General features: G+C 70.1%; 9 protein-coding genes and 1 pseudogene. 5 read left to right on the forward strand and 5 right to left on the reverse strand.

Going from position 1 to position 12,904, the window contains the following annotated elements; translation table 11 throughout:
* Nucleotides 1-5: 5 nt before the first annotated feature.
* The 3 genes from IG02_RS0108600 to IG02_RS0108610 are packed head-to-tail and all read right to left on the reverse strand — an operon-like array spanning nt 6 to nt 3,135.
* Entirely contained in the window at nt 6-842 is an 837-nt protein-coding gene (locus IG02_RS0108600) for a carbohydrate ABC transporter permease (RefSeq protein WP_030743808.1), read from the reverse strand.
* Nucleotides 839-1,801, reverse strand: coding sequence for a carbohydrate ABC transporter permease (locus tag IG02_RS0108605; RefSeq protein ID WP_030743810.1), 963 nt, complete (start codon nt 1,799-1,801; stop codon nt 839-841). Before IG02_RS0108605 ends, IG02_RS0108600 begins: the two co-directional genes overlap by 4 nt.
* Nucleotides 1,798-3,135, reverse strand: coding sequence for an ABC transporter substrate-binding protein (locus IG02_RS0108610; RefSeq protein ID WP_030743813.1), 1,338 nt, complete (start codon nt 3,133-3,135; stop codon nt 1,798-1,800). The genes IG02_RS0108605 and IG02_RS0108610 overlap by 4 nt, the downstream gene beginning before the upstream one ends.
* A gap of 443 nt (nt 3,136-3,578) precedes the next feature.
* On the opposite strand from IG02_RS0108610, the gene IG02_RS0108615 reads away from it, so the two are divergent.
* Entirely contained in the window at nt 3,579-4,622 is a 1,044-nt protein-coding gene (locus IG02_RS0108615; protein WP_030743816.1) for a LacI family DNA-binding transcriptional regulator, read from the forward strand.
* A 68-nt stretch (nt 4,623-4,690) separates the two neighbouring features.
* Here IG02_RS0108615 and IG02_RS43840 read toward each other — a convergent pair.
* Both IG02_RS43840 and IG02_RS43845 read right to left on the reverse strand, forming a co-directional pair.
* A pseudogene (locus IG02_RS43840) lies at nt 4,691-4,906 on the reverse strand (glycoside hydrolase family 97 C-terminal domain-containing protein); the annotation flags it as partial.
* Nucleotides 4,855-5,229: a glycoside hydrolase family 97 N-terminal domain-containing protein gene (locus tag IG02_RS43845; RefSeq protein WP_107055561.1), complete on the reverse strand. Its 375-nt coding sequence runs from the start codon at nt 5,227-5,229 to the stop codon at nt 4,855-4,857. The pseudogene IG02_RS43840 and the gene IG02_RS43845, both read right to left, overlap by 52 nt.
* 308 nt (nt 5,230-5,537) lie before the next feature.
* Between IG02_RS43845 and IG02_RS37680 the strand changes: the two genes are divergently transcribed.
* The 4 genes from IG02_RS37680 to IG02_RS0108635 all read left to right on the forward strand — a co-directional run bounded on the left by IG02_RS37680 (nt 5,538) and on the right by IG02_RS0108635 (nt 12,904).
* Complete coding sequence (locus IG02_RS37680) at nt 5,538-9,185, forward strand: alpha-glucuronidase family glycosyl hydrolase (RefSeq protein ID WP_051764679.1); 3,648 nt, start codon at nt 5,538-5,540, stop codon at nt 9,183-9,185.
* Nucleotides 9,186-9,305: 120 nt separating this feature from the next.
* Nucleotides 9,306-11,585, forward strand: coding sequence for a family 43 glycosylhydrolase (locus IG02_RS0108625; protein ID WP_078854302.1), 2,280 nt, complete (start codon nt 9,306-9,308; stop codon nt 11,583-11,585).
* 64 nt (nt 11,586-11,649) lie between these two features.
* Nucleotides 11,650-11,829, forward strand: coding sequence for a hypothetical protein (locus IG02_RS0108630; protein ID WP_030743822.1), 180 nt, complete (start codon nt 11,650-11,652; stop codon nt 11,827-11,829).
* A 250-nt stretch (nt 11,830-12,079) separates the two neighbouring features.
* On the forward strand, nt 12,080-12,904 hold the full coding sequence (locus IG02_RS0108635; protein WP_030743824.1) for a 6-phosphogluconolactonase: 825 nt from the start codon (nt 12,080-12,082) through the stop codon (nt 12,902-12,904).

A 12,904-nucleotide genomic window follows, 5' to 3' on the forward strand; every position in this document is an offset into this window, starting at 1 on the left:
GTGTCTCAGCCCTTCAGTCCGGAGGTGGCCATGCCCTGCACCAGGTAGCGCTGGAACACGAAGAAGAACAGGACGATCGGCAGCACGGAGATCACCGACATCGCGAACATGGGCCCGTAGGCGGAGGTGCTGGACTCGTCGACGAAGCTGCGCAGGGCCAGTGTGATGGTGAACTTCTCGGGCGCGAAGAGATAGATCATCTGTGTGAAGAAGTCGTTCCACGTCCAGATGAACGTGAAGATGGCCGTGGTGATCAGCGCCGGCCGGCTCAGGGGCAGCGTGATGGTCCAGTACGTACGGAACGCGCCGCAGCCGTCGATGCGGGCCGACTCCTCCAGTTCACGTGGCAGCCCGCGCATGAACTGCACGATGAGGAAGACGAAGAAGGCCTCGGTGGCGAGGAACTTGGGCAGGATCAGTGGCCAGTACGTGTCCACCATGCCGAGCCGGTTGAAGATGATGTACTGCGGGATCAGCACGACGTGGTGCGGCAGCATCAGCGTGGCCACCATGAAGGCGAACATCACCTTGCTCATGCGGAAGCGCAGCCGGGCGAAGGCGTAGGCGGCCAGGGAGCACGACAGGACGTTGCCGACGACGGCACCCCCCGCGATCAGCAGGGTATTGCCCAGCAACCGGGTCACGGTGACGCCGGACACGCCGTCCATGGCGGTCGCGTAGTTCGACCACTCCAGATGGCTGGGCCACAGGTCGAGGCTGGTCACCACCTCGTCGGCCGGCTTGAGCGACGTGGCGAGCAGCCAGGCCAGGGGATAGAGCAGGACGAGCAGGCCCACGACGGCGATCGTGTGCGGCAGCCATCGCTTGGTGGTGAGGTTCATCGCCCCTCCGTGTCCGCGTAGAAGACCCAGGACCGGGAGGTCCTGAAGAGGATCAGGGTGATGACGCCGATGACGATCAGCAGCAGCCAGGCCATGGCGGCCGCGTAGCCCATATGGGAGGCGGTGAAGCCGCGCTCGTACAGATACAGCGTGTAGAACATCGTCGAGTCGGCGGGACCGCCGTCGCCGCCACTGACCGCGAAGGCCGGGGTGAACACCTGGAAGGACTGGATCATCTCCAGCACCAGGTTGAAGAAGACGACCGGGGACAGCATCGGCACGGTGACGGAGACGAACTGCCGCCAGCGGCCCGCGCCGTCCAGCGCCGCCGCCTCGTAGAGGTCGGGCGAGATCTGCTGGAGCCCAGCGAGGAAGATCACCATCGGGGCGCCGAACTGCCACACCGTCAGCAGGACGACGACGAACACCGCCAGGTCGGGATCGCCGACCCACCCGCCGACGTCGATGCCGACGGCGCTCAGGACCTGGGAGACGGAGCCGCCGTCGTTGAACAACGCGCGCCACACCAGGGCGATCGACATGCTCGCGCCGAGCAGGGAGGGCGCGTAGAAGGCGGAGCGGTAGAAGGCGCGGCCGCGGCCGAGGCTCCTGAGCAGCAACGCGGCCCCGAGCGCGAGCAGCAGCTTGAGCGGCACGGCGACCACCACGTACAGCAGCGTGGTGCCGACCGACCGCCAGAACCGGGGGTCCTCGGTGAGCATCTCCTGGTAGTTGCGCAGACCCACCCACTGAGGCGGGTCGAACAGGTTGTAGTCCGTGAACGACAGGTACAGCGACACGGCCATCGGCACCAGGGTGAGCACGGCCGCGCCGGTCATCCATGGTGTGAGGAACACGTAGGCGGGCCACTGACGTTCACGGTGCCGACGCTCGGCCGGCGGCTCCGGTTCCGTCGTGCGGTGGGCGCGCGCGGGCGCCCTGGTCGGTACCGTGCTCATGACCGCAGCTCCCGGTTGGCCTCGTCGAAGAATTCGCGTGCCGCCTGCCGAGGGGAGGTCAGCTCGTACATGACGCGGTGGTACGCGCGCTTGAAGGCGGTCTGGATCGCGACATCGCCCCGTGGTGGTGCGGTCGGCGGGGCGTCCAAACCGTACTTCTCCATCCTCAGCGCGTACTCGTAGATCTCCCGCTCGGGCCCCTCGAGGGTCTTGGCGACGCGGGCGGCGATCTCGCGGTTGGGCGGTGTGGACCGGGTGAAGCCGAGCGCGTCGCCGGCCCGCGGGTCGTTGAGGAGGAAGTCGACCAGTGCGGTCGCCTCCTCGGGGTGCTCGCTGTTCGCCCCGATGCCCAGGAGCATCGAGGGCTTGAAATAAGCACCCTGGCGTCCGTCGGTCGTGGGGACCGGCGCGAAGTGGAGGTCGTCGCCGAGCAGGGCCGCGTACCCGGGGAACGGGGCGTCCCAGGTGTAGTCGGCAGCGGCGAGCCCACGGCCGATGGGGCTGGTTTCGGTGGTTTTGGCCTGTGCGGTGTCCTCGGCCTGCGCGACGGAGCCCTCTTCGCGCAGCGTGTCGCAGAACGTCCAGAACTCGGTGAGGTCGTCCTCGGTGAAGCCGAGCTTCGTCTGGCTCGCGTAGAGCTGCCCGCCACGGCTGCGCACCCAGTTCTCGAAGATGTCCTCGTTGGGCCCGTTGTCATTGGCTCCCGCCACGGCGCGACCGTCGGGGGACTTCAGGCCCAGGGTGGCGATCTTCCTGTTGGCGGCCGCCCAGTCCTGCCAGGTCCAGTCGGGCCGGGGTGTGGGGATGCCGGCCTTCTTGTAGATGCCGGCGTCGTACGCGTATCCGGTGATGCCGCGGCCCGCCGGTATGGCGAACTGCTCGTCCTCGTACGTGCCGGTGCGCAGGAACTCCTCGTCGATCTCGGACGTGCGGATCGTGCCGTCCGCGACGGCGTCGTCCAGCGGCAGGAGCGTGCCGCCGCCCGCGTACTGGGAAATCTGCCGGTAGTCGAGTTGCGCCACGTCGGGTATGCCACCGCCCGCGGCCTGGGTGGCCAGCTTCTGCATGTATGAGCCGAAGTCCGCGTTCGACGTGCGAACGGTGACGCCGGGGTGTTCCCTCTCGAAGAGCCGTACGGCCTTCTTTGTGCGCTCGGAGCGGTCGTCGTTGCCCCACCAGGAGAAGGTCAGGGTGATCTCTTCGGACGCTGTGTCGCTCGCGGCGGAACACGCGGAGAGCGTGGCCGTCAGGGCTGTGCTGAGACCGACGGCGGCCGCGGCCAGGACGGCACGGCGGCCTGGGTGTCGGCGCCGGCCGCTTCGGAACTCGGGCATGAGGGCCTTCCAGGGGGAGACGTGGATGGGGCGGGGCGGGGCCGGGGCACGCCCGACCGCTCCCGGGGAGCCGCCGTATGTCCCGCTCCCGTGCGAGTCCCTCCAGGCGCGCGGCGACGGGAACGGTGCGGAGCCATGCGGACCCTCTCGGAAGACAGACGGGGGTGGACCACTACGGGCAGCGCGAATGCGTGGTGGGATCTCCGGTGCTGGACCGAGTAAGGCGCTCATCCGTGGGTGCGGGCGGTCTCGGTCCGTGGGCGTGCTGCGGTCGGCCACCTGTTGTGGCACGACCGGATCCGATCGGTTCCAACGTTGTAACCGCCCTGTATCTTTAAGGTCAACCCTTTGGCCGGAGAGGACTTGACGACCGGTCCGGGGGCTGACAGCTACGGCATGGCCGTGCATAATCAACGAAAGCAAGCGGCTTTGGGGGCTCGTCGGTGGCAGCAGTGACACTCAAGGACGTGGCGGAACGCGCGGGAGTGTCGATCAAGACCGTGTCCAACGTTGTACGGGGCGTCCCGCAGGTGTCCGAGAGCACGCGGACCCGCGTGATGCGGGCCGTGAGCGAACTCGGCTACCGGCCGAACCCGTCGGCGCGCCGGCTGCGGACCGGCCGCAGCGGCCTGATCGCCCTCGCCGTCCCGGACCTCGCCACGCCCTACTTCGCCGAACTCGCGCACCACGTGGGGGCGGAGGCCTCGGCCCACGGCTTCACCGTCCTCATCGAGGAGACGCTGGGAGATGCCAAGGAGGAACTGCGCCTGGCGACCGGCGTCGGCGCGTCGCTGCTGGACGGTGTGATCCTTTCGCCCCTGCGTGTGTCGCCCGCCGACCTTGCACCGGTCGCCGACGAGTTCCCGCTGGTGCTGCTCGGCGAGCGCAGCTACGAACACGATCACGTCGTGGCCGACCACGTCCTCATCGACAACGTCGCCGCGGCCCGTGACGTCACCGCCCACCTGGCGGCTCTGGGCCGTACCCGGATCGGTGCCATCGGTGTGGACCAGCCGCAGTCGGCGACCAGCCGCCAACGGCTGGAGGGCTTCCAGCAGGCGCTGCACGGTGCCGGACTGACCTACGATCCCCGACTGGCGGCACGGGTCAAGGAGTTCGACCGCCGCGACGGGCTGCTGGCGATGCGCGGTCTCCTCTCCCTGCCCGCCGAGGTGCGGCCCGACGCGGTCTTCTGCTTCAGCGACATGCTGGCCGTCGGGGCGCAACACGCCTTGTACGAAGCGGGGCTGAACGTTCCCGGGGACGTCGCCGTGGCCGGCGTGGACGGATCCGAGGAGGCGCTCTACAGCACGCCCTCGCTCACCTCCGTGGTGCCCGACAAGGCCGCGATCGCCTCGCTGGCCGTGAAGTGCCTGGCGGCCCGCATCCGTTCGCGGGAGCCGCTGCCCTTCGAGGAGTACCTCGCCCCGCACTGGCTGGAGGTGCGGGAGTCCACGGACGGTGTGCGACGGCGGCTGTCCCCCTGAGCGGTACGCCGGTCGCTCGGAACGGGCCCTCCCCGCCCCTGCTGCCACGCGGGGCGGAAGCGGATCGCCGTGCCTCCACCTGCGACGAGTCGCAGGTTCAGGACGGCGGACGCTCGTACGGTCTCGGTCCGTACGTCGATCGGCGGTGGGTTGTCGTGCCGGCTGGTGTCCGGGGCGTCGCTGTGGATCTCGGCCCGGTACCGGCCCCGTCCCAGGAAACGCGGCGGCAGGCTCAGGGCCCGGTCGTGTTCGTCGGGGATGGCGCCCAGGTGCCAGGTGTGGCCCGGTCGCCGGTTGCACGGTCCGCAGTACGCATTCCTCGGCGTGGTTGCGGACGAGTGCGTCGGATCCCCACACGGGCCGCCACCTCCCGTCGATCGTCCTGCGCCGCACGGACAGCAGTAGCAGGCCGCAGGTGGGCGAGGGCCGGCCGGGCCAGGTCGAGCCCCAGCCCGGAGGGGGCCACCAGGGCCCGTCCGCGTCGTGCGACCTGGTAGCGCAGCCGTCCGTCCGTCACCCGTACGGTCATCCGCCGCCGGCCGTTCGGCGAGGCGACCGCGACGTGGCCGCGCGGCGCGGCGGCCGGGTGCGCCGCGACGTCAGGCATACGGCCCCCTTCGGGGGGACAGGCGGGGAGGAGCACCTGTGCGCGACCTGCCGCGCCAAGTGCCGCACCACACCAAGTGTTACAACGTTGTAGCGAGCGCTTTCTGCGGACGTCAACCCCCTTCGCGGACGGAAGTGACGCGCGGAGAGACTGAGCTCGGCGGCGGTCGGCGCCGCGCACACCTCCTCGTTGTGACAGTCGTGGTCAACTCGGATTGCTGCGCGGGGCGTTGACATCAGGGCGGTACGACGTGAAGGTTGCTGCGGCCGGTAAACGTTGTAATGAGCGACGGAGGAGGGCCCGCTGCGATGGCGCGGTATCAATTCGGGCGCAGACGCTTGCTCCAGGCCTCGGCTCTGGCGTTCGCCGCGGCGGCCGCCCCGTGGAGCACTTCCGCCGCATCGGCCGCGCGGCTGGTCGACGAGGACGGCTACGAGCTGTGGCTGCGCTACCCGCTCGTCTCCGGCCCCGACCGCCTGGCGGAGTACCGACGGAGCCTGACGAGCATCGCCCGGCACGGTGACGGTCCGGTGCTGGAGAACGCCGAGGCCGAGTTGAGGCGGGCGGTCGAGGGCCTCACCGGCACTTCTCCCGCCGATGCCCGCGCCTCCAGGGCCGCGATCGTCGTCGGCCGGGTACAGGACTCGTCGCTGCCGCGTTCTCGCGTGGACGAGGACCGCGACTTCCGCCTCAGCGACCAGGGCTTCGCGATCACGTCGGTCAGGGCGGGGAACGGGCGTCGGCGGATCTTCATCATCGGTCGCACCGAACAGGGGGTGCTCAGCGGGGTGTTCCACTTCATCCGGCTGTTGCAGCTCCAGACACCGCTGGCGAGGGTTTCGACCCGGCAGAACCCGGCCGTCGGGTTGCGGATGATGAATCACTGGGACAACCGCGACGGTTCGATCGAGCGCGGATACGCCGGCACGACGATCTTCGGCTGGGACGATCTGCCGGAGATTTCCGACCGGCACGTCGACTACGCGCGGGCGATGGCCTCCATCGGTATCAACGCCTCGGTGATCAACAACGTGAACGCCGATGCGGACTTCATCACCGGCGACATGCTGGACAAGCTGGCGCCGCTGGCCGCTCTCTTCCGTTCGTGGGGCATTTCCCTGTGGCTCTCGGTCAACTACGCCAGTCCGCTCGTGCTGACGGCCGACGACGAGGACCCGATCACGACGGCCGACCCCAGCGACCCGCGTGTCCAGCAGTGGTGGAGCGCGAAGGCCGGCGAGATCTTCTCGAAGCTGGACGGGTTCGGCGGGTTCCTCGTCAAGGCGAACTCCGAGGGACGGCCAGGCCCGCTCGACTACGGCCGTACGCACGCCGAGGGCGCCAACATGCTGGCCAAGGCGGTCCGCCCGCACGGCGGGAAGATCGTCTGGCGCAGCTTCGTCCACGAGGACTTCAGTGACTGGGCGGAGTACCAGTACCGCACCTTCGCTCCGTTGGACGGCGACTTCGACGACAATGTCGTCCTGCAGACGAAGTACGGACCCATCGACTTCCAGGTCCGCGAGCCGGTGCACCCGCTGTTCGGCCGGATGCGCCGCACCCACCAGATGGTCGAGCTCCAGCTGACCCAGGAGTACACCGGCCACGCGGTGCACACCTGCTATCTGGCACCGATGTGGCGCGAGGTGCTGAGTTTCCCGACACAGGGGCCGGCCGACGGGCCGACGGTGGCAGAGATCCTCTCGGCGGGCTCGCTGCGGGAGCCGCGCACCGGCATCGCCGGTGTGAGCAACTTCGGCAACGACCACGACTGGACCGGCTACCAGTTGGGGGCGGCCAACACCTACGCCTTCGGCCGCATGTGCTGGGACACCGAAGCCGACCCCCGGGACCTGGCCGAGGAATGGGCGCGCATGACCTTCGGTACCGACCCGGAGGTGACCGGCGCCGTCGCCGACATCCTGACCAGTTCCCGGGAGACGTACGAGACGTACTCCTCCCCGCTCGGACTGGGATACTTCACCAACCCCGGCGGCGACCACTTCGAGCCCGATCCGAAGGCGACGCTCTTCCAGTCGCACCACACCACCACCGAGGGCACGGGCTTCGACCGCACCGCCGCCACCGGCAGCGGCTTCACCGGGCAGTACCCGAAAGCCTGGCAGGACGTCTACGAATCCCTGGACACGTGCCCGGACGAGTTGCTGTTGTTCATGCATCGGGTCCGCTACGACCACCGCCTCCGCTCCGGCACCACGGTCATCCAGCACATTTACGACACCCACTTCCAGGGCGTCGAGGAGGCCCGGCGCTTCCTCCTCGCCTGGCGCGCGCTCGCAGGGCGGGTCGACGGGCAGCGGCACCGCGACATCGAGGCGGCCTTCACGGCGCAGTTGGCCCACGCCCGCCTGTGGCGGGACGTTGTCGTCGGCTTCTACTTCGACCACAGCCGACGCCTCGACGAGCGGCGCACGTGGATCCGGGCCGCCCTCGGCGGACAACGCGTGCTGCTCGGCGGCCGGGGGAACCTGCTGCCGGTCGACATCACCAACGCCTCGCCGGACAGGCATCGACTGCGGGTACGGCTGCGCCCGCCGAACAGCCGGTGGACCTCCACGACGGCCGTCGGCGAGGTCGCCGGCACCGAGACCGCCGCACTCGAACTGTCGGTCACCCCGCCGCCGGCCGGGACCGTCGCGCCGTGCGACCTCGAGGTGTCACCGCGGCTCACCAGCCTGGACGGGGCGATCCCGGACCTGGTGATCGCTCCGGACGGCGCCCGCTGCCGACTGGCCCTGAACGCCCAGCCGGACGGCGGTGCGTCGATGCCCGGTTACACCCCGCTGCGGCCGTCCTCCGCCTGGTCGCCCGAGGCCGGCTTCGGCTGGGTGGGAGACAGGCCCACCGGACGCGACCGCGGCGGCGAACCACTGATCCGCGACATGCTCTACAACAACCGCTCCCGCGTGCTGCGCATCGCCGTGCCTCCCGGCCCGCACACCGCGTACGCGCTCGTCGGAGACACCGACGCGACCGCCTCGCCGACCAGGGTCGCGGTGGACGGCAGGACGGTCGCCACCAGCCCCCGACAGCCAGGCGGGACATTCGCCTGGCTGGAACTGCCGCTGGACGGCGGCGCCTCGGGTCGCGCCCTGGACCTGACCTTCGCCGGCGAGGGAGGGCCCTGGCGACTGAACGCGCTGGCCCTCCCGGACGAATCACTGCCGACGCCGCCCCTGCTGGTGATGAAGGCCACCACCGAACAGGTCTGGTGGACCGGCCGGCCCAACGAGGTCACGCTGCTGGTACGCAATCAGGGGGACACGGATCGCGAGGTCACCGCCGAACTCGAGACCCCGGACAGCTGGGAGACCACTCCGAGCACCGTCACCGTCAAGGCCGGAACGGACGCGGAGCTGACGGTCACCGCCACACCGGAGTCGAAGCCCGGCTTCGCCGCCGTGGACATCCGCGTCGACAGCGGCGACGAGGAGGTCGAGCGCGGCCGGTCGGTGGCGGTGGTGACCGCCCCGCACGCCGACGACGTCGTGCTGGCGCTCGACGCCGGACCGGACGGCAGCCCCCTGGTGCCCGGCTGGACCCGGCTCACCCCCGGCGACCGGTACGACGGCGAGCGAGGCTTCGGCTGGACGAAGGAGCGCCCCGACACCCGGGACCGGGGCGCCGGCGACGCCCTGCGACGTGACTTCGTCACCCAGAAGATCAAGGACTCCGCGATCCGCCTGCGCGTGCCGGCCGGCACGCACACCGTGTGGATCCTGACCGGCGACATGGTCGCCGAGTCCGCGATCACCACCATCTCCGAGAACGGCACCGTCCTGGCGACCTCCGGCGACGACACCCTGCCGGCCCGCACCTTCGCCTGGTTCTCCTTCGAGCTGGACGGTGGGGGGTCCGGGCGCACCGCCGAACTGGACATCACAGGATCGGAGTTGAACGGTCTGTGGCGGATCGGCGCCCTCGTCGTCGCCTGACCGGCGACTCACACGCCGAGCCACACACACCCGTACCCCGCGACCCACACACCCGCACCGCTCCTCACCACCTCACCGGTCGCCGTGGTGGCCCCACCCCCGAGAAGGAGACCCGGACACATGGCACGATCAAAGATGATCACGGGGACGAGGGCACCGCGTGAACGGGCCGGGCGCCTTGTCGCGACGGTCGTGGCGGTCTGCGTGACCGGCTTCGGTGTGCCGCCGGCCGCCGCCGACCCCACCGACCGCCCCGGCACGTACACGAACCACATCATGGACGACATCGCCGACGCCTACTCCGACCCGTCGATCATCCGCGGGAAGGACGGCTACTGGTACGCCTACGCGACCCAGACGTCCATGACCAGGGAGAACGCCGGCGGACCATGGGAGTCCCAGCACTTCATGCCGATCAGCCGCTCGTCCGACCTGGTCAACTGGACCTACGTCGGCGACGTGTTCGGCCCGGACAACCACCCGCGGTGGCGCGACTTCGAGAGCACGTATTACTGGGCGCCCGACATCCGCTACATCAACGGCAGGTACTACCTGTACTACTCGGTCGCCGGGAACGACGACAACACCATAGCCCTGGCCACCGCCGACCACCCCGCCGGGCCGTGGAAGGACATCGGCCGCCCGGTCCTGCCGTACGGCAAGGAGGTCAACCAGATCGACCCGGCGGTCTTCGTCGACTCCGACGGGGAGAAGTACCTCTACTACGGCTCGTTCCGCGACGGCGGGATCCAGGCGGTACGGCTGAACGCCGCGGGCACGGCGCCGGCCGGCGACCCGGTGCAGGTGGTCGGCGCACGCCGCGGCGAGGCGGCATACGTGACGAAACGCGACGGCTGGTACTACCTCTTCTACTCCGGGCTGGGCTGCTGTGCCCGGGACAAGGGCGCGTACCCGGTGTACGCCGGCCGGTCGAAGAGCCCGACGGGACCATTCGTCGACGCCGAGGGCGTGGGCCTGGCCGACCGGCACCCGGGCGGGACGATCGTCAACTCTCCCAACGGCAACAAGTGGGTGGCCACCGGGCACTCGGCCAACGTGGTGGACAAGTCCGGTCAGGAGTGGATACTCACCAACGGCTTCGACCGCTTCGAGAAGGACCCGGGCTGGGGCGGACGCCCCACCGTGATGGACCGCCTCGACTGGATCGACGGCTGGCCGACCGTGCGGGCCGGTGCCTGGACCAGCGAGGGCGCCCAGGCCGCGCCGGTCGCGCGATGGGACGCCGGCAGCGACTTCGAGGCCGGACTCGACGGCTTCCGGACACTGGGAACCGGCGTCTGGAAGAAGGGCACCGACTCGGACTCGGGCCGCTACGCGAGAGCCACCGGCGGCCGCTCCGCCCCGCAGATGCTGCTGCCGAGCCGCCCCCCGAAGGGGGACGTGCGGCTGGAGGCCGACGTGCGGCTGCGCGACGACCGCGGACGTGTCGGGCTGGTCCTGGCCGCCAAGGGCGCCTTCGACCACCTGATCGCCTGGATGGGATCCGACAGGGCCCTCACGGTCGAGTCGACCCGGGGAGGCACGGTGCGCAAGACCTGGACGGAGCGCCTGCACTCCGGTGTCGACGTACGGACCTGGCACTCGCTGAACGCCGAGATCCGCGACGGCCGGGCGCGGGTGGAGATCAGCTCGGCGATGCTCGGGATGCCCCTCGCCGAGATCGATGTGGACGTCCCCGACGCGTGGCACCGGGGCGGCGCGGCGTCCAGCCACGGCTCGGGCGAAGCCGACAACGTCGGCGTCACCAGGCTCCACACCCCGGTGACGATGAAAAAGCCCGACCCTAAGGTCGGCGAGGAACTGAAGTCCTACCGTGAGGACTTCGCCGACGAGGCGCTGGACGACTGGGAGTGGTTCGGGCCGTCCGACGGGGAGGTGGCCGACGGGAAGTACGTGTGGCCCACCCAGGACGCCGACTTCTCCGGCAAGGGGACGATGGCCTCCGCCCTGCTCCGGAAGGCTCCGAAGGGCACCTACACGGTGGAGGCCAAGCTGAATTTCCCGATCACCGACGCCCCCGACGGCCGGAGCCAGGCCGGGATCACCGCCTTCCGCAGCCCGGAGGAGTCCATCCACCTCGCACCGACCCGTACCGGACCCACTCGCCAGGTCTTCCTGTGGATCGGCCGCGACCGGGACTCGTGGCCGGAGATGCAGATCGGCCCTTCCGCCGACACGATGTGGCTGCGCATGCGGCACACCGTCAACCCGAAGACCGGTGAACACATGTACCAGGCGGCGACCAGCCGCGACGGGAGGACGTACATCTGGGGCGGCGTCTGGCACTTGCCGGCCGGCGACGATCCGCGCATCGGCCTGGTCTCGCTGGCCGGCGAGGGGGTGACCGCCGAGTTCGACCACGTCCGGTTCTACCGCTGAGCCGCCTGCCGCACCAAGTGGGCAGGCCATCTCGCGGCGACGGCCGGGGCGGCGATGCGGTTCGGTGGCCGTCGAGGTGAGCCGGGTGCCGGGCATCGGGCACAGCGCGCCCGTCGATCCCGGTGGCGGGGCCCAGCAGTGCGGCAGTACCAGTATCGCCTACTTCCTGGACTCGATCTGCTCCAGCTACTGGATCACACACTTCTTCGGCCTGGCGAAGTCCGCCGCCGGCCCGGCCCGCTGACCGCTCCGGCCGCGACCGCGTCCCGACACCACCGCCGGCCCGAGCCCAACGCCGTGGACGGCGCCACCGACTACGCCATCCATCTCGGGGGTGCCGTGATCGATGCCCTCGACGCGACGCGCCCGTCAGGGCGGCGGCCCATCCCTCGCCGGGCATCCTCCAGTCAGGCATTGCCTGAACCAGTCAGACCACAGTATCGTCAGTGGCGTAACTGGTCTGCAGGAGTGTTGGCCCAGAGGGAGTTCGTTCTGTGCGGGTGTCGCCGATTGTCTTCCCGGACCCGGAGGTCCTGGGGCGCAAGCTGGCCGCGGAGATCGCGGCGGAGATCGAGGAGGCCGCGCGGGCGGGACGGACGTATGTGCTCGGCTGCCCGGGGGGCCGCAGTGCCGCCAGTACCTACCGGGCGCTGGCGGACGAAGTTGCCGCGCGCGGGCTGGGCCTGGGACATCTCGTGGTCGTGATGATGGACGAGTACGTCGAGGTCACGTCCCTCGGTCCGGGAACCCGTGAGTACCGTGTGATCGACCCCGACCTGCCGCACAGCTGCCTCGGGTTCGGGCGGCGGGAGATCGTCGAGCCGCTGAACGCCGCGGCCGGCCCGGGGCGGGGGGTCGGGTCGGAGCGGCTGTGGGCCCCTGATCCGACGGATCCGGAGGCGTACGACCGGCGCATCGCGGATCTCGGTGGCATCGACCTGTTTCTTCTGGCTTCCGGCGCGGGGGACGGACACATCGCGTTCAACCCGGCGGGCAGCGCTGTGGATTCACGAACCCGCGTTGTCGCGCTGGGGGAGCAGACCAGAACCGACAACCTGGCAACGTTCCCGACGTTCGGCGGCCTTGCCGACGTGCCTCGATACGGGGTAACGGTCGGCATCGACACCATCCGTGCACAGTCCAGGCGGGTGGTCATGGTCGCGCACGGCCGGGACAAGGGCCGGGCGGTTCAGCGGCTCGCCCGGGCCCGTGGATACGAGGCCGACTGGCCGGCCACTGTCTTCGCAGACTGCGTCCGTCCCCGGCTCTACGTGGACGAGGCGGCGATGTCCGCGGCCGCGGCGCTCACGTCGCTCTGA

The sequence above is a fragment of the Streptomyces sp. NRRL F-5135 genome, from assembly GCF_000719775.1.
Classification (GTDB): Bacteria; Actinomycetota; Actinomycetes; order Streptomycetales; family Streptomycetaceae; genus Streptomyces; species Streptomyces hebeiensis.

Bases quoted from the DNA above. Each gene is read 5' to 3' on its own strand.
- IG02_RS37680 (WP_051764679.1), top strand. From the start codon at position 5,538: ATGGCGCGGTATCAATTCGGGCGCAGACGCTTGCTCCAGGCCTCGGCT.
- IG02_RS0108610 (WP_030743813.1), bottom strand. From the start codon at position 3,135: ATGCCCGAGTTCCGAAGCGGCCGGCGCCGACACCCAGGCCGCCGTGCC.
- IG02_RS0108600 (WP_030743808.1), bottom strand. From the start codon at position 842: ATGAACCTCACCACCAAGCGATGGCTGCCGCACACGATCGCCGTCGTG.
- IG02_RS0108625 (WP_078854302.1), top strand. From the start codon at position 9,306: ATGGCACGATCAAAGATGATCACGGGGACGAGGGCACCGCGTGAACGG.
- IG02_RS0108605 (WP_030743810.1), bottom strand. From the start codon at position 1,801: ATGAGCACGGTACCGACCAGGGCGCCCGCGCGCGCCCACCGCACGACG.
- IG02_RS43845 (WP_107055561.1), bottom strand. From the start codon at position 5,229: ATGCCTGACGTCGCGGCGCACCCGGCCGCCGCGCCGCGCGGCCACGTC.